Here is a 21,410-nt window from a genome sequence, read left to right on the forward strand (position 1 = left end):
CGGCGCTCAGATCACCCGGATCGCGTCCTTGTCCACGGCCAGCATGTAGCCGCGCCGGGCGATGTTGCGCACCAGAAGCGCGCTCACCAGCTGGTTGCCCAGCCCGTCGCGCAGCCGCTTGATGCGCGTCGCGCCCGCGGCCTCGTCGCAGTCCGAGGCGTGGCGCCCGGAGATCACCGCCTCGATCTCGGCCCCGGTCAGCACCTCGTCGTCCATGCGCGCCTCGGCCAGCGCGCTCAGCGTCTCCATCGCGGCGGGGGTGAGGGTGAGCCCGAGATTGTTGAGATAGACGGTATTCTCCTCGCGGCTGATGAGGAGCGAGTTCACCTGGATGCCAGCGCGCTCGATCTGCGCCATGCGGCGGTTGAGCGCCACGAGCATCACCAGGAAAACGAGCGCGGCCACCAGCATCGCGGCGGCGAAGACCAGCAGCACCACGATCACCACGCGATAGCCTGCCAGCGTGTCCGAGAACGCCGTGCCGGATTGCGCGAGGATCTCGAGAAGCTTGATCTCGGCCTGGCTGGTGAGGTCGTCGTTCTCCACGAAGATGCGTTCGACGCGCGCGTTGAAGGCGTCGCCGTCGGGCAGCGTGACGAGCAGCAGCGCCGCCGCCCCCGCGAGCAGCGCGAGGATCGCGGCGATGCCTGCGCCGACGAGGCGCGCGCCGGGGCGGCGCGCCTCAGAACCGGAGGTGGAAGGCGCCGGCACTTTCTTTCCTTTCCGCGAGGCCCTCGGGGCCGAAGACCGAGACCACGTTGAGCAGCGTCCAGCCCGCCGCCGCGAGGCGCGGCGCGAGCGCCTCGGCCGCGGCGGCGGGCGTGCATTGCCCCGCGATCTCGGCGGTTCCGTAATGCAGGCGCAGGGGCGCGTCCTGCTTCGCCTTGTAATCGGCGAAGCACTGCGCCGCGGCGGGCGTCGCCGCGAGCGCCGTCGCGACCACGAGAAGCGCGGGGAGGATGGCATGTCTTTTCATGCGCCAGACACTGCGCCCAAGCCCGCGGCTTTTCAATAACGCGGCGCCTGGGCGGGGGCGCTATCGGATAGCGGCGGCCGGTTATTGCCTGCCGCGCCGGACCGGGCCGAAGAGGGACCGCACAGGCCCCGCGCCGCCGGACGCGGCCGGGGCGCCGGACGCAGAAAAGGAGTCCTCTCATGTCCCGACGTTTCATCGCCGCCGTTCTGGCGGCCAGCCTGACGATCACCGCCCTGGCCGCCCAGCCCGCCCGGGCGGCCGACCAGGACGACCTCGCCCGCGTTCTTCTGGGCGTGGCGGCGATCGCCATCATCGGAAAGGCGATCCAGGACAATCGCAAGGACGAGCGGCGCCGCGCGGCGCCCGCGCGCCCGCAGCTTGCCAAGACCGTTCCGCCGCGCTGCCTGCGCACGACCGAGGGCCGCAACGGCGTGCGCCGCTACATCGACCGCGACTGCGCCGTGCGCGCGGTGCCGCGGCCGGACCGGCTGCCGGGGGCCTGTCTTCAGCGCTATCGCACCTTCCACGGCCGTACGCTGGGCTACGCCGCACGCTGCATGCGCGCCGAAGGCTGGCGCCTCGAACGGGGGTGAGCAGGCCGGCGCCGCCGGGCGGTGCCGGCGACCGGGGGCGCGCGGCTGGCAGGGCGCGACCCCATTTTCGACTTGCCTTCGGCCCGTGTCGGGCGGCCTCCCGTGATGCATGGACCGTCCCGACTTCACCCTCGAGCGCGCGCTGCATGGCCGTGGGCTGCTTCGCGTGGCCGGGCTGGACGAGGCCGGGCGGGGCCCGCTCGCCGGGCCGGTGACGGCGGCGGCCGTCATCTTCGATCCGGCGCGGGTCCCCGAAGGGCTGGACGATTCCAAGCGGCTGCCGCCGGCGCGCCGCGTCGAACTTGCCGCCGAGATCACCGCCGCGGGCGAGGTCTGCGTCGCCCATGCCAGCGTCGAGGAGATCGACGAACTCAACATCCTGCACGCCGCGCATCTGGCCATGTCGCGCGCCGTGGCCGGCCTGTCCCGCCCGCCCCAGCACCTTCTCGTGGACGGCAACCGCCTGCCCGCCGCGTTGCCCTGCGGCGCGGACGCGATCATCGGCGGCGACGGGGTGTGCTGTTCGATCGCGGCGGCGGGCATCATGGCCAAGGTGGCGCGCGACGCGCTGATGCTGGAGCTTGCGCAACAGTTCCCGGGTTATGGCTGGGAGACGAACATGGGATACGGGTCGAAAAGCCACATCGCGGCGCTTCAAGATCTCGGACCCTCCCCACACCATAGGCGGTCCTTCGCGCCGGTGCACAAGATATTGTATCAAGCGAAAACGATAAGTACCTGATTCGAAAAAGAAATTGACCGCGAATCGCCTTTGACTCATCTTCGGTCTCACCAGACGAGCGCGGACCGAACCGCGCCGGGAACAGAGGCAGAGAAAACACGATGACAACGCGCGAGACCGCGGCGGCCGTGCCGCGCAACGAGATCCTTGCCGGCGACTGCATCGAGGCCATGAAGACGCTTCCGGAGGCGTCGGTGGACCTCGTCTTCGCCGATCCGCCCTACAACCTGCAGCTTCGCGGGGACCTGCACCGCCCGGACAACAGCCGGGTGGACGCGGTGGACGACGACTGGGACCGCTTCGACAGCTTCGCGGCCTACGACGCCTTCTCGCGTGCCTGGCTCGCCGAGGCGCGGCGCGTCCTGAGGCCCGGGGGCGCGATCTGGGTGATCGGCTCCTACCACAACATCTTCCGCCTGGGCGCGGCCTTGCAGGACGCGGGCTTCTGGATCCTCAACGACGTTGTCTGGCGCAAGTCGAACCCGATGCCGAACTTCCGGGGCAAGCGCTTCACCAACGCTCACGAGACGCTGATCTGGGCAAGCCGTGAGGAAGGCGCGAAATACACCTTCAACTACGAGGCGCTCAAGGCGTTGAACGAGGGCATCCAGATGCGCTCGGACTGGGTGATCCCGCTTTGCACCGGACATGAGCGCCTCAAGGACGAGGCCGGCGGCAAGGCGCATCCGACCCAGAAGCCCGAGGCGCTGCTGCATCGTGTTCTCGTCGGCTGCACAAATCCCGGGGATCTGGTGCTCGATCCGTTCTTCGGCACCGGCACCACCGGCGCGGTCGCCCGGATGCTCGGGCGCGACTTCATCGGCATCGAGCGGGACGCGGGCTACCGCGAGCTCGCCGCGAAGCGGCTGCGCGCCGTGCGGCCCTACGATCGCTCCGCGCTGGAGGTGAGCCCGTCGCGGCGCGCGGAGCCGCGGGTGCCCTTCGGCCAGCTCGTCGAGCGCGGGATGCTGCGGCCGGGCGAGGTGCTGACCTCTCTCAGCGGCAAGAGCGCCAAGGTCCGCGCGGACGGCACGCTGGTGGCCGACCAGGTGAAGGGATCGATCCACCAGGTGGGCGCGGCGCTGGAGGGGGCGCCCTCGTGCAACGGGTGGACCTACTGGTGTTTCCGGCGCGACGGCAAGACGGTGCCGATCGACGTGCTGCGCCAGCAGCTGCGCGCCGAGATGGCCGCACGGCCCAACTGAGTCTCCGAACACCGCCGGTGCCTGTCGCCTGACAGCGCGCCGACCTGGCCCCGCCCTTCCGGCGGGGCCCTTTTTTATGCGCCGTTCGTGCTATCTGTTCGGGCGGAACGGCAAGGGGAGCCCGCAATGAAACGCATACTCGTGATCGGCGCGAGCCGCGGCATCGGCCTTGAAGTGACGCGCCAGGCGCTGGAACGCGGTTTCACGGTGCGCGCCATGGCCCGCAGCGCCGACAAGATCGCGCTCGACAGCGAGCGGCTGGAACCGGTGCCGGGCGACGCCACGGATCCAGCCGACCTCCGGCCCGCGCTGGAGGGGGTGGACGCCGTGATCCTCGCGCTCGGCGTGCCGAAGAACCTCGATTTCATCACGAAGCCGGTGGCGCTCTTCTCGACGGCCACCCAAGCGCTCCTGCCGCTGATGTCGGCCGCGGGGGTGCGGCGCCTGCTGGCCGTCACGGGCTTCGGCGCGGGCGAAAGCTCCGAACGGCTGAGCCTTGCGGAAAGATTGCCGTTCCGCGCCGTGATGGGGCGCGCCTACGACGACAAGACGCGCCAGGAGGATCTCATCAAGGCAAGCGATCTCGACTGGACGATCGTGCGCCCGGGCATCCTGACCAACGGGCCGCATACCGGGCGCTACAAGGTGCTGACCGAGAAGGCGGACTGGCGGAACGGGATCATCAGCCGCGCGGACGTGGCGGATTTCCTGCTGAACGCGCTGGAGGCCGACAGCCACGTCGGCGCGGCGCCGGTGCTGGTGCGCTGATGCCGGGCGCGCCCCTCACCTAGCGTTCTGCGCCTGACGTGAGTTCCCCGGAGCGCCTCTGGTGAACCTCCGCCGCTCGGCGAAGGTGCGAGCGACGACGTCAAGCAGGGAGCGGGGCTTGCAAAGTCGAGGCTGTTTCCCGACAGCGGCCTTTCGCGAAAAGTGCGGCGGAGGCAAAATGAGAACTCATATTGGACCTCGGCATCGGGTAATAACGTAAGGCCGTTGCCAGACGGCGACGTCGAGCCCCATTGCCTCTGAAGCCGTCTTGGGTTCCTCTCAGCATAAGGGCGAAAAGGACGCGGAGCTATGGGCACCATTTCATTTCTTAGATTCTTTCCATATGCACTCGACCACAAGCAAACAATCGCTTTTTCGGCTCTTTCCCATCTTCTTGAAAGCGCCTTTTCGCAAATGTCTTTTCAAAAAAAATTTATGCAGAAGCATTCCGGAAAAGGAGACGAAGAGCTGTCGGTATCGGAACGTAGCGAGATGCTGGATTCCCTCTGGGCGACTGTTTCAACGCTCTACTTCATCGAGAAAGTCTGTAATTCTGAGCCAAATATGCTCAGCCCCGTCTACGAAGATTCTAACCTGCCTATTTTTGCACGGTCTGCGGCTGAGTTACGTAACGCAAAGGATCATCTCGCACAAAGAATCGGAAACTATTCAAAACGAAAAGACTTTCTCCCGATTAATGGTCTCGTGAGATGGACATTCAGTCCGCGCGTCGAGGCGGAGGAGTTCATATTCAACATCCAACTATTTTCAGTTGATCCAATTCTCAAGCCTTTTAAAATTGCGGCGGCAGATGATATTAATGGAATTACAAGGGCGTTTGACCACCTTACTCTTTATGCATTTGACGGCTGCCTCCATGTTTCCCGAGTTCATGACGCGCTCGAGGGCTTTATAAGAATTTTGGATGAGAACTTGGCTGCATCAATTCCCCAAGCTGACTCTGGTGGCGCGCCAAAAAAAACTGATTTGAGCGAGGCGGAGCAGCGCCCGTTCTGTGTGGTGATAGAAGGCCGCACAACGATTTAGTTCTTTTCGAAGGGCGCTTTTTCGAATCAAATATCGCACAATCGTGATCGGCCGCTCCATCCACGGTTTACCAGTTCGCGACTATTTCGGTGAAAGGCAGCAATCGCATATTCGAGGAGAGTGCCGTTGCTCCGCTCCGGGGCTGACTGCCGTCATCTGACATTCCCAGCCGCAATACTTGCCTCCTCACCTGGCGCCTGCCTTCGCATGGGCATCTTGTGTCAGGTGCAGAACGCTAGCGCGGCAGCGGGTTGCGCGCCTCGTTGTAGGGGTGCCAGTCCGCGATCTCGGGGTAGTGCTGGCGCCGCCAGGCGCGCACGCGCGGGTTCATGATCCGCCGCCAGAGCGGAGGAACCATCGCCGCCATCGTCATCACCGGATAGCCGTAGGGCAGCTGCGGCGCCTCCCGGTCGGTGTAGGTCTGCAAGAGCGGGAACCGGCGATCCGGCTTGTAATGATGATCCGAGTGGCGTTGCAGGTTGATCAGTAGCCAGTTCGACGCCCGGTGCGATGCGTTCCAGCTGTGATGTGGCTGCACATGCTCGTATCGTCCGTCGCCCAGATGCTTCCGCGTCAGCCCGTAATGCTCGACGTAATTGACGAGTTCGAGATGCCAGACCGCGATCACGGCTTGCCACAGAAAGAGCGCGAGGCCCGCCCAGCCCGAGAGGGCGAGGGCCAGCGCCAGCATCGAACCTTGCAGCGCCCAGTAGCGCCAGAACGGGTTTTCGCGCGCCCACCAGGGCCGGCCCTTGCGCGCCAGCATTCGCGCCTCGGCCCGCAAGGCCGAGGCGAGGGACTGGCGCAGCATCCTTGGAAAGAAGCGGTGGAACCCCTCGTTGTAGCGCGCCGTCACCGGATCGCGGGGGGTTCCGACATAGCGATGGTGCACCAGCAGGTGTTCCGAGCGGAAGTGGGAGTAGAGCACCATGGCGAGAAGGACGTCGCCCAGCCAGCGTTCCCACCGGTTCCGCTGGTGCATCAGCTCATGGCTGTAATTGATCCCGATGGTGCCGGTGATGACGCCCACGCCGAAGAACAGCGCCACCGTTTCGGGCGTGCCCAGATGATCCGCCCGAGGGACGTACCAGAGAAGACCGAAAAGCGTGACGAACTGCACCGGCGCCCAGACCCGGGTGACGAGGCTGTACCAGCGCAGCGCCTCGTCGGGCGTGTCCGGGTCGGCATTGCCGCTGTCGCGCCCGAGCGCGGCGTCGGCCGCGGCGAAGAGATACCAGGTCACGAGCGGCAGCAGCAGCACGTTCCAGCCCCCGGCCCATGCACCGTACGCCGCGAGCGGCGGCAGCGCCAGCGACAGCCAGAACGGCATGGCCGACTGCCAGCGGCTCAGCTGCGTGGCGGGGATCGTGTGAAGCTGCTGCATGGCGCGTGCGACCGCTTGGTGATGTCTGGCGTCGAGACTAGCACCGGGACGGCCGCGTGGCGACGGGCCGGCGCACCGGCCGCGAGGCGACCTTGCGTCACCGGGCGCCCCGGCACTCGCCGCGCGGCGTCCGCGGCCGCGCTCAGATCAGAATAAGCATCCCCGCGAGCCCGAGACCGAATCCCGTGACGAGCCCGACGACGATCACGCCGAACCGCATCGTCGGGCGGGCCTGCGCCTCGTCCTCGCCGATCGCCCCACCGTCGGTCGAGGCAAGCGGCGCGCCGGCCCCGTGGCGCGCTTCGATCCGCGCAAGACGCGCCTGGAAATCCGAGTGATTCGACATCGCCCTGATCCGTCCTGGTGACTTTGGGGCGGTGTCGCGCGCGGCCGTGGCAGGCATGCGGAGAGACTGTGGCGAAATCGCGGTGCGCTACAACTTTCGCGCGATGTCGAAGGCCTTGCGCATGACCGTGGGCAGTTCCGACGGGCGGAACACCTCGGGGTCCAGGAACGTCCCGCGTTCGGGCGCACGGTCCATCGGGACGAGCGCGGTGCGAATCGCAAGGCGCAGGTGAAAGTGGGTGAAGGTGTGCCGCGCCTCGGCGCCCGCGTCGCGCCATTCCGCGCGGATCGGCGGCGCGGGATCGGGTGCGCCCTCGGCCCAGTCGGTGCCGGGCCAGCCCAGCATCCCGCCCAGAAGGCCGCTGTCGGGCCGCCGCTCCAAGAGCCAGGCCCCGTCCACCCGCCGGGCCAGGTAGGCGATGCCGTGGCGCACCGGCTTCGGTTTCTTCGGGGTCTTGCGCGGCAGCCCGGCCGCCGTGCCCTCGGCCCGCGCGGCGCAGGGCGCGCGCCACGGGCAGATGCCGCAGGCGGGATTGCGCGGCGTGCAGATCGTGGCGCCGAGGTCCATCACCGCCTGGGCGTAGCAGCCCGGCCGCGCATCGGGCGTCAGGCGGGCCGCGGCCTCGGTCAGTTCGGGCTTCGCGGCGGGCAGGGGCGTGCGGATATCGTGCAGCCGCGCCATCACCCGCTCCACGTTGCCGTCCACCACCGTCTCGGGCCGGTCGAACGCGATCGCGGCGATCGCCGCGGCGGTATAGGGGCCGATGCCCGGCAGCGCCCGCAGCGCGTCCGCGCTGTCGGGGAACCGTCCGCCATGATCGGATGCCACCACGCGGGCGCATTTCAGCAGGTTGCGGGCGCGCGCGTAGTAGCCGAGCCCGGCCCACTCGCCCATCACCGCGCCGTCCTCGGCGGCGGCGAGCGCCTCTACCGTGGGCCAGCGTTCGGTGAAGCGGTGAAAGTACCCGCGTACCGCGGCCACGGTGGTCTGCTGAAGCATCACCTCGCTCAGCCAGACGCGGTAGGGATCGGGCCGGCTCCCTTCCGCGCGCTCTGCCGGCCCCACGCGCCACGGAAGCGCCCGCGCATGGCGGTCATACCAGGCGAGAAGCTCATCGGCGGAAGGCGATTCACGCAAGCGTGACATGGAGTTGGCTGACCTCGCGGCGGAAGGGGCTGGCGCGCGGCGCTTGGTCCCTTAGAATAGGGGGTGAGGTAAGGATTCAACCCGTGATCGACAGACCCGCGACCACGCGCGGTTTCGCCCGCGCCGCGACCCTTCTGCAATCCCGCATCCGCCGCGCCGGCGAGGCGCGCGGCTTCGCCGTGTCCCGTCTGCTCACAAGGTGGGAAGAGATCGCCGGCGCCGACATGGCCGCCGTGGCGCGCCCGGTGAAGGTCAGCTACGCGCAGGGCGGCTTCGGCGCGACGCTGACGCTGCTGACGACGGGCGCCCACGCTCCGGTTCTGGAGATGCAGAAGGAACGCCTGCGCGCCCGCGTGAACGCCGCCTACGGCTACAACGCCATCGCCCGGCTGCGCATCACCCAGACCGCGCCCGAGGGTTTCGCGGAAGCGCAGGCGGGTTACACCGCGCCTGCGCGGCGCGCGCCCGCACCCGACCCCCGGACCGAGCGCGAGGCCCAAAGCCTCGCCGCGCCCGTGGCCGACGAGGGCCTGCGCGAGGCGCTCGAGACACTGGCCCGGAACGTGCTCGCCCGCGAGCGCGCCGGCCGCAGCACCTGACGGAGAGACATTCCATGACACGATACATCGTTCCCGCCGCGCTCGCGCTCGTTCTCGTTGTGGGGGGCGCCTTCTGGCTCACCCGCGCGCCAAGCGCTCCGGAAGGGCTGCCGATGGCGGCCGAGGCGCAGGGCGCGGAGGTGGACACCTCCTCGGTCACCGAGATGGCGCTCGGCGATCCCGACGCGCCGGTGACGGTGATCGAATACGCCTCCTTCACCTGCCCGCACTGCGCGAGCTTCCACACCGGGCCGTTCGAGCAGATCAAGGAGAACTACGTGGATACCGGCAAGGTCCGTTTCATCCACCGGGAGGTCTATTTCGACAAGTACGGCATGTGGGCCTCGCTGATCGCGCGCTGCGCCGGGCCGGATCGCTACTTCGGCATCGTCGACCTGATCTACGACGGTCAGAGCGAATGGTCGCGCGCGGGCTCCGACCTCGCCATCGCCAACGAACTGCGCAAGATCGGGCGCATGGCGGGGATGGACAACGACCGGATCGAGGCCTGCCTGACCGACGCGGACAAGCTTCGGACCCTCGTCGCATGGTACCAGGAAAACGCCACCGAGCATGACATCGACGCCACGCCGAGCTTCGTCATAGACGGCGAGAAATACTCCAACATGGGCTATTCCGATTTCGCCCGCATCCTGGACGAAAAGCTCGCCGGGCAATGCCCGCCCCGCTCGAAGGGGTCCGTGTCGTCGAGCTGGCGCGCATCCTGGCCGGTCCCTGGGCCGGCCAGGTCCTCGCCGACCTCGGAGCGGAGGTGGTGAAGGTCGAAAGCCCCGAGGGGGACGATACGCGCCGCTGGGGGCCGCCCTTCGTGGAGCGTGACGGCGCGCGCGAAGCCGCCTATTACCATTCCTGCAATCGCGGCAAGGCGAGCGTGACCGCCGATTTCCGCACCGAGGCGGGCCGTGCCAGGGTTCTGGAGCTGGTGGCCGGGGCGGACGTGGTGAGCGAGAACTTCAAGGTGGGCGGGCTCGCCAAGTACGGGCTGGATTACGCGAGCCTCGCGCCCGATCATCCCGGGCTGGTCTATTGTTCGGTCACCGGGTTCGGGCAGGACGGCCCCTACGCCCACCGGGCGGGCTACGACTACATCATCCAGGGCATGTCGGGGTTCATGTCGATCACCGGCGATCCGGACGGCCCGCCGCAGCGCGCGGGCGTTGCGGTCACTGACATCTTCACGGGCGTCTATGCCGCGACCGCGATCCTCGCCGCCCTGCATCAGCGCGCGCGCACGGGGCGGGGCCAGCACGTCGACATGGCGCTCCTCGACGTCGCCGTGGCGGTCACGGCGAACCAGGCGATGAACTATCTGGCTACCGGAACGCCGCCCGCGCGCACGGGCAATTTCCACCCGAATCTCGCGCCCTACCAGGTTTTCGCCTGCGCGGACGGCCACATCATCATCGCCACCGGCAACGACGCGCAGTATCGCCGGCTCTGCGGGCTTCTGGGCGCTGACGACCTCGGCGAGGCGGCGGAGTTCGCGACCAACGCCGACCGGGTGCAACGCCGCGACCTGCTTTCCGCGCGGCTCGAGGCGCAGACGCGGGGCTGGTCCAAGGCCGCGCTTCTGTCCGCCTGCGAGGCCGAGGGCGTGCCGGCGGGACCGATCAACGACATGGCCGAGGTCTTCGCCGACCCGCAGGTGCGGCACCGGGGCATGCAGGTGACCCTCGACGGGGTGCCGGGCGTGCGCTCGCCCTTCGCCTTCTCGGATTCGGATCTCACGCTGCGCCGCCCGTCCCCGAAGCTCGGCGAGGACGACGGCACGGCCTAGCCTTCCGCGGTCTTCAAAACGCCCGCGAGCGCGGCGTCGAGCGGCGACCAGTCCACCAGTTCGAGGCGCACCGGCAGGGTCAGGACCTTCGGCCGGAAGGCGGCCGGAAGGCGCACCGCGTCCTTCTCGGTGGTGACGAGTTGCGCGCCGCGGGCCGCCGCCTCCCGCTCCAGCCGGGCCAGCAGTGCGGGCGTCAGCGGCTGGTGATCCTGGAGCGCCTCGGCGCGGGTGAGCTCCGCGCCGAGACCCTGAAGCGTCGCGAAGAACTTCTCGGGATGGCCGATCCCCGCGAAGGCGAGAAGCCGCGCGCCGGTCCAGTCCATGCCGGTCTGGAGCGTGGCGAGATGGCCGCGAAGATGCGGCACGCGGATCGCCCCGCCCCATGTCGCGTCGAAGGCGCGCTGGGCGGGCGGCGCCCCGATGGACAGCAGCATGTCGGCGCGCGCCAGCCCCGCCTCCACCGGTTCGCGCAGCGGTCCGGCGGGAAGGCAGCGCCCGTTGCCGAAGCCGAGCGCGGCGTCCACCACCACGATCGAGAGGTCCTTGGCCAGCGCCGGGTTCTGGAACCCGTCGTCCAGAAGGATCGCCTCGGCCCCCGCCGCCGCGGCGGCGCGCGCGCCGGCGGCGCGGTCCCGCGCCACCCAGACCGGGCCGAAGGCCGACAGCAGCAGCGGCTCGTCGCCCACATCCGCGGCGTCGTGGCGGCGCGGGTCCACCCGCACGGGGCCTTCCAGCCGCCCGCCGTGACCGCGCGAGACGACATGCGCCGCAACGCCCTGCGCCGCGAGGCGCTGCACGAGCGCCATGACGGTGGGCGTCTTGCCCGTGCCGCCGGCATTGAGGTTGCCCACGCAGATCACCGGCGCGCCGGGCCGCGCGCCGGGCCCCCGGGCCACGCGCCGCGCCGTGGCCCGCGCCGTCAGCGCCCCGAGAGGCGCGAGCAGGCGCGCGCGCCAGTCCGGGCGGTCGGGCGGGGTGAACCAGAAGGCAGGGGCGCGCATCAGGTGAGCCTTCCCAGGTCGAGCGTGTCGAGCACAAGGTCCACGATACGGTCCGTGGCCTCTGCCCCTTCGGAGGCGACGCTCCAGGCGGCCTCGGCCATCGCCGCGGCGCGGTCCGGCGCCAGAAGCTGCGCCAGCGCCGCGGCGAGGCCGTCGGCATCCGCGATCCGAAGCGCCGCCGCCGCCGCGTCGAGCCGCGCGTAGGCGTCGATGTGGCGGCGCACGTTCGGCCCGTGAATCACCGCAGAGCCAAGCGCGGCCGGCGCGAAGGGATCCTCGCCGCCGCGCTCCGTTTCGATGGAGCTTCCCATGAAGGTGACCGGGGCGAGGCGGTAGAGCAAGCCGAGATCGCCCGGGCCCTCCGACACGAGCACCTGAGTCCGGTCCTGGGGCGGCCCGTCCCGCATCCGTGCCACGGAAAGCCCCGCCGCCGTCGCCATCGCGGCTGCGACCTCGGGGGTGACGGTCCGCTCCGCCGGCGCCAGCACGAGCAGAAGCCTGTGCGACAGGCGTGCCGCGGCACGATGGGCGCGCAGCACGGTTCGCATTTCGGTGGGCTGGACATGGGCGGCGAGCCAGACCGGCCGCCCCGCCAGCGCCTCGCCGAGGCGCTCGAGCATGCGAAGGTCGCAGGGCAGCGCCGCGCCGGCCTCCTGCAGCGGGCCCGTCACCGTGATCTCGCTTTCGGGAACGCCGAGACGCTCCAGCCGCCGCCCGGCGGCACCGGTGCGCGCGAAGCAGGCGGTGAAAAAGGCGAGGGTCGCCGGCACCACGCGCGGCAGGAACCGGACCGGCCGCCGGGAAAGGCCCGTCTCTTCGGCGTCCACCATCAGAAGGGGCACGCCCGCCCGTGCCGCGCAGGCCAGAAGCGCGGGCCGGACGGCGCCCCCGCCCCAGATGCCGCAATCGGGACGCCAGTGGGCGAGGAAGGCCTCGGCCGCGGCGCTGTTCTCGTCCGGCACGCGTCGCCAGATGGCCTCGCCGGGCAGCGTGTCCGGCCGGGCGTCGTCCGCACTGGTGAAGAGCAGCGCGAGACCTGGCCGCTGCGCCGCGATCCGCTGCCCGAGCTGGACCAGCCCGCGCGGCCGCGCATGGCGTCCCAGGTGCAGCCAGACAATTTCCTCCCCGGGTCGCGCTTCGGTCTCCGCGGCCGCCCCGCGCAGCGGCTTGCGGGTCAGCGCCAGGTAGGCGGCGAGGCCGGGGGCGGGTCTCAGCTGTCGAGTTCCTCGGTGGGCGAGGCCTCCGCGGCCTCGTCGCGCAGGCGGTGCAGGTGGGCGATGAAGTAACGGGTGTGGGCGTTGTCCACCGTGCGCTGCGCCTCGGCCTTCCAGGCGTTGTAGGCGCTCTGGTAATCGGGAAAGATGCCGACCATGTGGATGTCGTCGACGTTCTTGAACTTCGTGCTGGTGGGATCGACCAGCTCGCCGCCGAAGACCAGATGCAGTCGCTGCGCCATGGCTGTTCCCTTTCGCTGTGGGCCGGACCGGCGCGACCCTACGCGATGGGGGCGCCCGGTCAAGGCGGGTCGGGCATGAGCGCCCCGGGTCAGCCCGTGCGCGACACGCGCGCGATGATCGCGGCGATGGAGCCCGCGCTCGATCCCGCGACCTATCGCTTCTGCACCTGCGCGGATCCCGCCCGCGCCGCCGAGGCCGCGGCGCGGGCGCTCGCGACCTTTCGGGAGGATGAGGGGCTTTCGCTCGTGCTTGAGGTGGCCGAGGCGCGGGACATGGGCTTTCCCGACGGTCCCGCGATGCGGCGGATCACGCTTACCGTGCACTCCGCGCTCGACGGCGTGGGCCTCACTGCTGCCGTGTCAGAGGCGCTCGCCGCGCGCGGCATCGCCTGCAACGTTGTCGCGGCCTTCCACCACGATCATCTTTTCGTGCCGGAGATCCATGCGGACGAGGCGATGGAGGCGCTTTCGGCCCTTCAGCGCGCCGCGCGGGCCGGTCAGCCCCCGCCGCCCCGAAGCGCCTCGATCAGCGGCGCGTGAAGCTGCGGCGGGGCGGCCACCACGCCGGCGGTGCGCGGCGGATCGGTGTTGAAGCGCGGGGTGCCGCCGTGCCGGTCGGTCACGACCGCCCCGGCTTCGACGCAAAGCAGCAGCCCGGCGGCGATGTCCCAGTCCCAGCTTTCGCGCAGCGTCAGCATGGCGTCGAACCGCCCCTCCGCCACCAGCGCGAGGCGGTAGGCGAGCGAGGGCCGGTGATGGCGCTCGAAGTCCGGGCGCCCCCCCGGCCAGTTCCGGTCATCGAGCGCGTACCGGGTCGCCAGCACGTTCGCGCCGTCGATCTCCTGCCGGGCGGAGGCCGAGAGCCGTGCGCCGTTCAGCCAGGCGCCGCCGCCCGCCTCGGCGCTGTAGAGCAGGTCATGGGCAGGAAGATAGACCACGGCTGCGCTGATCGCGCCCCCCGCCGCCACCGCGAGCGAGAGCGACCAGCTCGAGGATCCCTCGATGAAGCCGGTGGTCCCGTCGATGGGGTCGAGGACGAAGCATCTCTCGGCCGCGAGGCGCTCGGGGGCGTCCTCGTCCTCCTCGCTCAGCCAGCCATAGTCGGGCCGCGCCGGACGAAGGATCTCGGCGAGCGCGGCGTTCACTGCGATGTCGGCCTCGGTCACCGGGCCCGCGTTTTCCGGCTTGTCCCAGCGTTTCGCGGTCGGGCCGTGGAAGCGCAGCGCGACCTCGCCGGCCGTTCGGGCGGTGCGGACGAGCAGGGCGAGGTCACTCTCCTGCAAGCGTCAGCCCCTCGACCAGAAGCGAGGGCACGACGCGCGACAGCCACGGCCGCGCGTCGTTGGCGGGCACGAGGGTCAGAAGCATCTCGCGCAGGTTGCCCGCCACCGTGCATTCGTTGACCGGCCAGGCGATCTCGCCGTTTTCCACCCAGAAACCGGACGCCCCGCGCGAGTAGTCGCCGGTGTTCGGGTTGATCGTGGAGCCGATCATCGAGGTCACCAGGAGCCCCGTCCCCATCTCGGCAAGAAGCTCCGCGCGGCTTCGCGTGCCCTGGGTGAGGGCCACGTTCCAGTTGGTCGGCGAGGGCGGCGAGGACACGCCGCGCGCGGCGTTCCCGGTCGAGGCCATGCCGAGCTTTCGCGCGGTGGCCAGGTCGAGCGTCCAGCCCGTCAGCCTTCCGTTCTCGACGATGGCGCGGCGGCGGGTCGGCAGCCCCTCGGCGTCGAAGGGCCGCGAGCCGGGCACGCGGGGGCGATGCGGATCCTCGATCAGCGACAGGGCCTCGGGCAGGACCTGCTCGCCCAGCGCGTCGCGCAGCCACGACGCGCCGCGCGCCACCGCGGTGCCGTTGACCGCCGACAGAAGGTGCCCGACCAGCGAGGCGGCGATCCGCTCGTCGAAGACCACCGGGTAGGCGCCGGTGCGCGGGCGGCGCGCGCCCAGCCGCTCCACCGCGCGTTCGCCGGCGGTGCGGCCGATCTCGTCTGCGTCGCGCAGGTCCGACTGGTAGACCCGGCCGTCGCCGTCGTAGTCGCGTTCCATGCCGAGCCCCGCGCCGGCGATCGCCACGCAGGACAGCGACCGGCTGGTGCGCCGGTAGCCGCCGGAAAATCCGTTGCTGGCCGCGAGATGCATCTCGCGCGCGCCCCAGGAGGCCGAGGCGGCCTGCACCTGGCTGACGCCCTCGACCGCCAGGGCGGCGGCCTCGGCGCGGGCCGCGTCCTGCTGCAGCGCGTCGGGCGCGGGTTCGGGGGCGGGATCGGCCAGGTCGAGAGCCGCAGCCGAGCGATCCTCGGCAAGCTGCGCCGCATCGGCGAGGCCGGCATGGGGATCCTCCGGCGCCTCGCGCGCCATCGCCACGGCGCGTTCCGCCATCTCGGCGATGGTTTCCGCGCGGGGATCGGAGGCGGACACGCAGGCCTGGCGGCGGCCCAGCATGACCCTTAGGCCGAGGTCGATCCCTTCCGCCCGCTCCGCCTGTTCCAGCGCGCCGCCGCGCACCTCGACGGTCACCGAGCGGTCGGCCAGCACCATCGCGTCCGCGCTTTCGGCGCCCGCCCTGCGCGCGGCGTCGAGAAGCTGGGCGGAGAGCGTGTCGGGGCTCGGAGTGGGCATGGGCGGTCTCCTCGGCTGTGAGCCCGTGAGGTAGACCTCGCCCCGCCGCTTCGCAAGCGGGGCGTGCCCGCCGGGGTCGCGAAACCGTCCGCGCCGACCGGACCCCCGGCCGGCGCGGCACGGCCCCGTGCGCCGGCGCTACTGGATACGCTGGCCGTTGGCGAGGATCTGCCCCTCGCCGTTGATGGCGATGTTCGAGCGCAGGACGTCGTCGCCCGCCGGCACCGCGAACATGCTCATCATCATCCGCGCGCCCATCGCCTGTTCCTCCGGCAGCAGGCCCATGCTCACCAGCGTGTCGAGCAGCGCGTTGGCGCCCGCGAGGCGCAGGTCGATCGACCCGGTGGGGTGCGGCATGCCGTTGAAGGTGGCCGTGTCGCTGTTGTCGAAGGTGAAGGCGCCCTCGCCCGTCAGTTCGGCGCCTGCCGCGCGCAGTTCCAGGCTGTTCAGCGTCAGCGCCTCCAGCTGCGCGGGCTCGTCCGCGCTTTCCATGACGTCGGGGTCGAAGACGTTCACCAGGACGCGGGCGAGCCCGTCCACGTCGAGCGAGAGCGTGGCCGGATCGCGGGGCAGCATCGCGCCCGGGTCGAAGATGTTCCAGAGATTGTCGGACATCGTGAAATCGCCGAGCGTGAGACCGAGCGAGAAGGCGCGTGGCTCGTCGGACGGGGTGAGCGGCACGACGAAGGACATGACGGTCCGGGCCATCTGGAAGGACACCGGGAAGGGCAGTTCGTCGCCCTCGAGCGTCACATCGGTGCCCTCGCCCGTCAGATCGTAGGACAGCCGTTCGGCGTCGATGGCCAACGCGACGCCGCCTTGCGTCGCCCGGGTGGAGCCGGTGAGGGTCTGCCCGTCCTCCTCGGCGGAGAAGTCGGCCTGTCCGCCCGAGTAGGAGAGGCTGCTTTCCAGGGCATACCCCTCGTCGAGCGCCGCGGCCATGTCGTCGAGGTCCGCGCGTTCGGGGATGCGCGCGGAGGTCCGCGACTCCAGCGCGGTCATGCTGCCCTTGAGCGTCACGCGCCCGTCGTCGCCCTCGGGGTCGACGAAATCGACGTCGTAGTCGAGCCGCTCCATCGAGGCGCTCTGCTCGATGGCACGCAGCGGCCCGCTGCCCACCGTGGCCGTTCCGTCAAGCCCGGTGACCGTCAGCGCCGCGCGGGCGTCCCCGGGCGGAACGGGCTGTCCGTCCACCACAAGATCGGCGAGCGCGATGCCCAGCTGCGCGGCGCCGTAGTCGTAGCGCAGGCTGTCCTCCGGATCGCCCGAGACGACGATCTCGAGGCCCGACTGGGTCAGGTCGAGGCGGAAGTCGGCGGGCGGCTCGTCCTCGGGCCGGGCCGAGATCGCGACGGGCAGGGTCTCGGGGTAGCGGATGCTGACCGTGCCGTCACCGTTCTCGGTGAAGCGGATCTCGGGCACCGTCACATCCACCGAGCCTTCGTCGTCCGGCAGGGTGCGGGCAAGCGAGATGTCGCGCACCGTCAGCGTGTCGCCGGCCGCCGAATCGCTCGCCGTGACGCTGTATCCCATACCCTCCAGGTAGCCGCGCATGTCGTCCCAGACCTGCCGGGCGGTGACGTCGGCGCTCGCGCCGCCGGCGGCAAGGGCGATGACGGCGGCGAGGCCGCCGCGCAAGGTGTTCCAGCTCATGGTTCGGCCTTTCATGCGTATCGTTCGGCCCGAGCGTCCTCCCGCGCGGGCGGCAGGTCAAGCCCGAAGCCTCGGGGTGGACGTCTGCCGGGGGCAGCCGTATCACCCCGGTACGACGGAAGCGCGACATCGCGGCAGGGAGGCGAGGCATGGGCGGACTGGACGGAAAGGTGGTCATGGTCACCGGGGCGAGCCGGGGCATCGGCGCGGCCGCGGCGCGCGCCTTCGCTGCCGAGGGCGCGAAGGTGGCGCTTCTCGCGCGGAGCGAGCGGGACATCGCCGAACTGGCCGGAGAGATCGGCCCCGATGCCATCGCGGTGCCCTGCAACGTCGCGCGCTACCTCGAGGTGGAGGCCGCGGTGGGCGCCTGCCTGCAGGCCTTCGGGCGGCTCGACGTGCTGGTGAACAACGCCGGGGTGATCGAGCCCATCTCGCCCCTGGCCGATGCCGGCCCGGACGCCTGGGCGCAGGCCGTCGCCATCACCCTCAACGGCGTCTTCCATGGGATGCGCGCCGCGATGCCGGTGATGATCGAGGCGGGCGGTGGCACGATCCTGACGGTCAGCTCGGGCGCGGCGCACAGCCCGCTGGAAGGCTGGAGCCATTATTGCGCCTCGAAGGCGGGCGCCGCGATGCTGACCCGCTGCGCCGACACCGAGGGCCGCGCCCACGGCATCCGCGCCATGGGCCTCAGCCCCGGCACGGTGGCGACCGAGATGCAGCGCGAGATCAAGGCGAGCGGGATCAATCCCGTGAGCGCGCTCGACTGGTCCGAGCACATCCCCCCCGAATGGCCCGCCCGCGCGCTGGTGTGGATGTGCAGGGCCGAGGCCGACCCCTGGATCGGCGAGGAGATCAGCCTCCGCGATCCCGACATCCGCGCGAAGGTGGGTCTTTCATGATCCGGGTGACGCGCGAGGGCGGGCTCTGGACCGCCGTGATCGACCGGCCGGAAAAGGCCAATTCGCTGACCCTGGAAATGCTCCAGGATCTCGCCGAATTCGCCGAGAGCGCGAGCGCGGAAGGCGCGCGGGCGCTCGTCCTGACCGGCGCAGGCGGCGTCTTTTCGGCGGGGGCGGACCTCGAGGAGGCGCGCGCGGGGCTTGCCACCTCCCCGGTATGGGAGCGGCTTTCGGCCGCCATTGCGGGCTTTCCGGGCCTGTCGATCGCCGCGCTCAACGGCACGCTTGCGGGCGGCGCCTTCGGCATGGCGCTCGCCTGCGACCTGCGACTCGCAGTGCCCGAGGCGAAATTCTTCTACCCGGTGATGAAGCTCGGCTTCCTGCCCCAGCCCTCCGATCCCGGGCGGCTCGCCGCGCTGGTGGGGTCGGCGCGGGCGAAGCTGCTGCTCATGGGCGGCGCGAAGATCGGGGCGGACGAGGCGCTGGCCTTCGGGCTCGTCGATCGTGTCCTGCCCGCCGATGACCTCATGGACGCGGCGCACGCCCTCGCCGCGGACACGCGCGCCGCCGCGCCCGAGCATGCCCGCGCCATCAAGGAGCTCTGCCGCTAGCGCCGCCGTCGCAGACGGCGCGCGCCCGGCGAACGCGAGTGGAAGTCCGGCGGGCGCTTCGACACCCAGCCGATGAATCGCGCCAGACGGGGATGCGCGCGCAGCGCGTCGATCGTCGCGTAGTCCCGCGCCAGTTCGGCCTCGGTCAGCGTGGCGTGGATCTCGTTGTGGCAGATCTGGTGCAGAAGCACCGTGGGCCCTCCCTTGCCACCCTTCAGCTTCGGCACGAGGTGGTGCAGGCTTTGCCGCGCGCCGGGCGGGATCGGGCGGCCGCAGAGCGGGCAGACGGGATCGGGCGCGGCGTCGGTCATGGCCTCCGAGCATGGTCCGCGCCGCGGAAAGGGCAAGGACGCGATGGAGCGGATCGAGGCGCTGGTGGTGGGTGCGGGGCCGGCGGGGCTGATGGCGGCCGAGGAACTCGCCCGCGCGGGCCGCGCCGTGCTGGTCGTCGAGGCGAAGCCCTCGGTCGCCCGGAAGTTCCTGATGGCCGGCAAGTCCGGCCTCAATCTCACCAAGGCCGAACCCTTCCCGCGCGTCCTCGCCGCCTACGGCGCCGCGGCGGACCCGCTGCGCCCGATGCTGGAGGCCTTCGGCCCCGAGGAGGTCATGCGCTGGGCCGAGGGGCTCGGCCAGCCGCTCTTCACCGGCTCCTCCGGGCGCGTCTTTCCGGAGGCGATGAAGGCCTCGCCGCTCCTGCGCGCCTGGCTCGCCCGGCTCGAAGGGCTCGGTGTCGCGCGCCGCGTGCGCTGGCGCTGGAGGGGCTGGGAGGATGCGGCGCTGCGGTTCGAGACGCCCGGCGGGCCGCGCCTGATCGAGGCCGGTCGCACGGTTCTGGCGCTGGGCGGGGCGAGCTGGGCGCGGCTCGGCTCGGACGGGGCCTGGGCCCCGTGGCTCGCCGCGCGGGGCGTGCCGATCGCGCCCTTCGCGCCATCGAACGCCGCGCTTCGGGTGGCGTGGTCGGCGCACATGGCGCGGCATTTCGGACGGCCCGCGAAGCCGCTCGCACTTCTTGCGGGCGGCCGGCGGGTGCGCGGCGAGGCGGTGATCTCCGCGCGCGGGCTCGAGGGCGGCGGGCTCTATCCGCTGACACCGGAACTTCGCGCGGGCGCGCCGCTCTTCCTGGATCTCGCGCCCGACCTCACCGAGGCCGAGGTGGCCCGGCGGCTCGCCCGCCCGCGGGGCAAGGCGAGTCTCTCCAACCATCTCCGCCGCGCGCTGCGGCTGGATCCCGTGCGCCAGGCGCTACTGATGGAGTTCGCGCGGCCGCTGCCGGCCGCGCCCGGGGCGCTTGCGCCGCTCGTCAAGGCGCTGCCCGTGGCCCATGCCGGGCTCGCGGCCCTCGACGAGGCGATCTCGACCGCGGGCGGCGTGCGCTGGGAGGGGCTCGATTCGGGGCTTCAGCTGCGCGATGTGCCCGGGGTCTGGTGCGCGGGCGAGATGCTCGACTGGGAGGCGCCCACGGGCGGCTACCTGCTGACCGCCTGCCTTTCCACGGGCCGCTGGGCCGGGCGCGCGGCGGCGGCGGCGCGCGCCACGCCCTAGCGCGCCCCCAGCCGGGCGAGACGAATCAGGAGACGTTCCACCAGCGCCATGGCGGGGGCGGTCTGCCCCGCCGAGCGCAGCGCGAGGTCGGTGTCCACGATCATGCCGAGCCCCTCGTCGAGCCGCGGCGCGCCCCATCGCTGGGCCTGCCGGACCATGCGGTCGCGGCGCGGGCCGAAGACCGGCGGCCGCAGCCGCGCCGCCCCTTCGGACGGTCCGCCCGGGGCGGAGGCGATGGCATAGAGCGCCCGGAAATGGCGCGCCGCCGCGATCACCAGGCCAATGGGCGTCGCGCCCTGCGCCGCGAGGCGCTGCATGATCGGGCCGATCTCGCCGTCGCGCCCCTCGGCCGCGGCATGCACGGCGTCGTCCATGTCCGCCTCGGTGGAGGCGGGTGCCAGGGCCGCGACATCGGCGGGGCCGAGCGGCGTGTCGTCGGACATCTTGTAGAGCACGAGCTTTTCCAGCGTCTGGCGAAAGTCGCCCGGCTCGATCTGCCTGGCGAGCGCGGCGAGCGCCTCGCCGGCGTCGCGCGGGATGTCCGAAAGCCCGGCGCGGGCCAGTTCCGCCTCGATCTCGGCGCGGCCCATGGGCTCGTCGTAGACGCCGGCTGCGTAGGCCGACCCGTGACCTTCGAACAGCTTGCGGAGCTTCGACCGCGCGTTGAGCGAGCCGGCGGTGACGACGATCTGCGCGTCGCCCGGCCGCCACTCGCCGAGGGCGGTGGCGATCGTGTCGGCGAGGCCGTCGCCCGCCTCTTCCACGAAGGCGACGCGCGGGCCGGGAAAGAAGCCCTGCGCCTTCACCGCGTCGAGCAGACGCGCCGGGTCGCGGCGCAGATCGCCCGCGGCGATGCGCGTCAGCCGCATCTCGGTCTCGCCCTGGGGTCCGACGAGCGCCGCGATCACCTCCTGCCGGCGAAGCGCGATGCGCATGGTGTCCGTCCCGTGGATCAGAAGCCCCGCGGCGTTCGGGTCGGGCCGGGCGAAGTAGCGGGGCGCGTCGCGGGGCGAAAGCTTCAT

At 71.0% G+C, this 21,410-nt stretch carries 25 protein-coding genes; 12 read left to right on the forward strand and 13 right to left on the reverse strand.

The window, feature by feature from the left end:
- Window positions 1-6: 6 nt before the first annotated feature.
- The gene (locus AB6A65_RS09930) at window positions 7-711 is read right to left on the reverse strand and encodes a transcriptional regulator (protein WP_371038212.1); all 705 of its coding nucleotides are present in this window, start codon (window positions 709-711) and stop codon (window positions 7-9) included.
- Entirely contained in the window at window positions 683-976 is a 294-nt protein-coding gene (locus AB6A65_RS09935) for a hypothetical protein (protein ID WP_371038213.1), read from the reverse strand. The genes AB6A65_RS09930 and AB6A65_RS09935 overlap by 29 nt, the downstream gene beginning before the upstream one ends.
- Before the next feature lie 179 nt (window positions 977-1,155).
- On the opposite strand from AB6A65_RS09935, the gene AB6A65_RS09940 reads away from it, so the two are divergent.
- From AB6A65_RS09940 to AB6A65_RS09960, 5 genes are all read left to right on the forward strand, one after another.
- On the forward strand, window positions 1,156-1,569 hold the full coding sequence (locus tag AB6A65_RS09940) for a hypothetical protein (RefSeq protein ID WP_371038214.1): 414 nt from the start codon (window positions 1,156-1,158) through the stop codon (window positions 1,567-1,569).
- 109 nt (window positions 1,570-1,678) lie between these two features.
- On the forward strand, window positions 1,679-2,311 hold the full coding sequence (locus AB6A65_RS09945; protein WP_371038215.1) for a ribonuclease HII: 633 nt from the start codon (window positions 1,679-1,681) through the stop codon (window positions 2,309-2,311).
- Between the two features lie 101 nt (window positions 2,312-2,412).
- Entirely contained in the window at window positions 2,413-3,516 is a 1,104-nt protein-coding gene (locus tag AB6A65_RS09950; RefSeq protein ID WP_371038216.1) for a site-specific DNA-methyltransferase, read from the forward strand.
- A gap of 126 nt (window positions 3,517-3,642) precedes the next feature.
- Entirely contained in the window at window positions 3,643-4,284 is a 642-nt protein-coding gene (locus tag AB6A65_RS09955; protein WP_371038217.1) for an NAD(P)-dependent oxidoreductase, read from the forward strand.
- Between the two features lie 309 nt (window positions 4,285-4,593).
- The gene (locus tag AB6A65_RS09960; protein ID WP_371038218.1) at window positions 4,594-5,331 is read left to right on the forward strand and encodes a hypothetical protein; all 738 of its coding nucleotides are present in this window, start codon (window positions 4,594-4,596) and stop codon (window positions 5,329-5,331) included.
- Between the two features lie 235 nt (window positions 5,332-5,566).
- On the opposite strand, the gene AB6A65_RS09965 is transcribed toward AB6A65_RS09960, so the two are convergent.
- From AB6A65_RS09965 to mutY, 3 genes are all read right to left on the reverse strand, one after another.
- Window positions 5,567-6,715 carry an alkane 1-monooxygenase gene (locus tag AB6A65_RS09965; protein ID WP_371038219.1) on the reverse strand — a complete coding sequence of 383 codons (1,149 nt, stop codon included), beginning with the start codon at window positions 6,713-6,715 and terminating at the stop codon, window positions 5,567-5,569.
- A gap of 142 nt (window positions 6,716-6,857) precedes the next feature.
- A complete protein-coding gene (locus AB6A65_RS09970; protein WP_371038220.1) occupies window positions 6,858-7,061 on the reverse strand; it encodes a hypothetical protein in 204 nt (67 codons plus the stop codon).
- A gap of 87 nt (window positions 7,062-7,148) precedes the next feature.
- Window positions 7,149-8,207 (reverse strand): A/G-specific adenine glycosylase, encoded by a 1,059-nt coding sequence (mutY, locus tag AB6A65_RS09975; protein WP_371038221.1) that lies wholly within the window; start codon window positions 8,205-8,207, stop codon window positions 7,149-7,151.
- Window positions 8,208-8,290: 83 nt separating this feature from the next.
- Here mutY and AB6A65_RS09980 point away from each other — a divergent pair, with 83 nt between their 5' ends.
- From AB6A65_RS09980 to AB6A65_RS09990, 3 genes are read left to right on the forward strand one after another with little or no spacing between them, the layout of a single operon-like run.
- Window positions 8,291-8,806, forward strand: coding sequence for a DUF721 domain-containing protein (locus AB6A65_RS09980; RefSeq protein WP_371038222.1), 516 nt, complete (start codon window positions 8,291-8,293; stop codon window positions 8,804-8,806).
- A gap of 14 nt (window positions 8,807-8,820) precedes the next feature.
- On the forward strand, window positions 8,821-9,585 hold the full coding sequence (locus AB6A65_RS09985; RefSeq protein WP_371038223.1) for a DsbA family protein: 765 nt from the start codon (window positions 8,821-8,823) through the stop codon (window positions 9,583-9,585).
- On the forward strand, window positions 9,483-10,604 hold the full coding sequence (locus AB6A65_RS09990; protein WP_371038224.1) for a CaiB/BaiF CoA transferase family protein: 1,122 nt from the start codon (window positions 9,483-9,485) through the stop codon (window positions 10,602-10,604). Before AB6A65_RS09985 ends, AB6A65_RS09990 begins: the two co-directional genes overlap by 103 nt.
- On the opposite strand, the gene lpxK is transcribed toward AB6A65_RS09990, so the two are convergent.
- The 3 genes from lpxK to AB6A65_RS10005 are packed head-to-tail and all read right to left on the reverse strand — an operon-like array spanning window position 10,601 to window position 13,061.
- Window positions 10,601-11,605 carry a tetraacyldisaccharide 4'-kinase gene (lpxK, locus tag AB6A65_RS09995; protein WP_371038225.1) on the reverse strand — a complete coding sequence of 335 codons (1,005 nt, stop codon included), beginning with the start codon at window positions 11,603-11,605 and terminating at the stop codon, window positions 10,601-10,603. The two genes, AB6A65_RS09990 and lpxK, sit on opposite strands and share 4 nt — an antisense overlap.
- Window positions 11,605-12,819 (reverse strand): 3-deoxy-D-manno-octulosonic acid transferase, encoded by a 1,215-nt coding sequence (locus AB6A65_RS10000; RefSeq protein WP_371038303.1) that lies wholly within the window; start codon window positions 12,817-12,819, stop codon window positions 11,605-11,607. The genes lpxK and AB6A65_RS10000 overlap by 1 nt, the downstream gene beginning before the upstream one ends.
- A complete protein-coding gene (locus AB6A65_RS10005) occupies window positions 12,816-13,061 on the reverse strand; it encodes a DUF4170 domain-containing protein (RefSeq protein WP_371038226.1) in 246 nt (81 codons plus the stop codon). Before AB6A65_RS10005 ends, AB6A65_RS10000 begins: the two co-directional genes overlap by 4 nt.
- Before the next feature lie 75 nt (window positions 13,062-13,136).
- Here AB6A65_RS10005 and AB6A65_RS10010 point away from each other — a divergent pair, with 75 nt between their 5' ends.
- Entirely contained in the window at window positions 13,137-13,601 is a 465-nt protein-coding gene (locus AB6A65_RS10010) for an ACT domain-containing protein (protein WP_371038227.1), read from the forward strand.
- Here the strand turns inward: AB6A65_RS10010 and AB6A65_RS10015 are convergent.
- From AB6A65_RS10015 to AB6A65_RS10025, 3 genes are all read right to left on the reverse strand, one after another.
- A complete protein-coding gene (locus AB6A65_RS10015; protein ID WP_371038228.1) occupies window positions 13,559-14,344 on the reverse strand; it encodes an inositol monophosphatase in 786 nt (261 codons plus the stop codon). The genes AB6A65_RS10010 and AB6A65_RS10015 overlap by 43 nt on opposite strands.
- The gene (locus AB6A65_RS10020; RefSeq protein ID WP_371038229.1) at window positions 14,331-15,680 is read right to left on the reverse strand and encodes a TldD/PmbA family protein; all 1,350 of its coding nucleotides are present in this window, start codon (window positions 15,678-15,680) and stop codon (window positions 14,331-14,333) included. Before AB6A65_RS10020 ends, AB6A65_RS10015 begins: the two co-directional genes overlap by 14 nt.
- Before the next feature lie 138 nt (window positions 15,681-15,818).
- The gene (locus AB6A65_RS10025) at window positions 15,819-17,333 is read right to left on the reverse strand and encodes a DUF2125 domain-containing protein (RefSeq protein WP_371038230.1); all 1,515 of its coding nucleotides are present in this window, start codon (window positions 17,331-17,333) and stop codon (window positions 15,819-15,821) included.
- A 149-nt stretch (window positions 17,334-17,482) separates the two neighbouring features.
- On the opposite strand from AB6A65_RS10025, the gene AB6A65_RS10030 reads away from it, so the two are divergent.
- Window positions 17,483-18,235 carry an SDR family oxidoreductase gene (locus tag AB6A65_RS10030; RefSeq protein ID WP_371038231.1) on the forward strand — a complete coding sequence of 251 codons (753 nt, stop codon included), beginning with the start codon at window positions 17,483-17,485 and terminating at the stop codon, window positions 18,233-18,235.
- On the forward strand, window positions 18,232-18,846 hold the full coding sequence (locus AB6A65_RS10035; protein ID WP_371038232.1) for an enoyl-CoA hydratase/isomerase family protein: 615 nt from the start codon (window positions 18,232-18,234) through the stop codon (window positions 18,844-18,846). The genes AB6A65_RS10030 and AB6A65_RS10035 overlap by 4 nt, the downstream gene beginning before the upstream one ends.
- Here AB6A65_RS10035 and AB6A65_RS10040 read toward each other — a convergent pair.
- Window positions 18,843-19,157 carry an HNH endonuclease gene (locus tag AB6A65_RS10040; protein WP_371038233.1) on the reverse strand — a complete coding sequence of 105 codons (315 nt, stop codon included), beginning with the start codon at window positions 19,155-19,157 and terminating at the stop codon, window positions 18,843-18,845. The genes AB6A65_RS10035 and AB6A65_RS10040 overlap by 4 nt on opposite strands.
- On the opposite strand from AB6A65_RS10040, the gene AB6A65_RS10045 reads away from it, so the two are divergent.
- Complete coding sequence (locus tag AB6A65_RS10045; protein ID WP_371038234.1) at window positions 19,156-20,388, forward strand: TIGR03862 family flavoprotein; 1,233 nt, start codon at window positions 19,156-19,158, stop codon at window positions 20,386-20,388. The genes AB6A65_RS10040 and AB6A65_RS10045 overlap by 2 nt on opposite strands.
- On the opposite strand, the gene holA is transcribed toward AB6A65_RS10045, so the two are convergent.
- Entirely contained in the window at window positions 20,385-21,410 is a 1,026-nt protein-coding gene (gene holA / locus AB6A65_RS10050) for a DNA polymerase III subunit delta (RefSeq protein WP_371038235.1), read from the reverse strand. The two genes, AB6A65_RS10045 and holA, sit on opposite strands and share 4 nt — an antisense overlap.

This window comes from Rhodosalinus sp. FB01 (assembly GCF_041365715.1).
GTDB lineage: Bacteria > Pseudomonadota > Alphaproteobacteria > Rhodobacterales > Rhodobacteraceae > Rhodosalinus.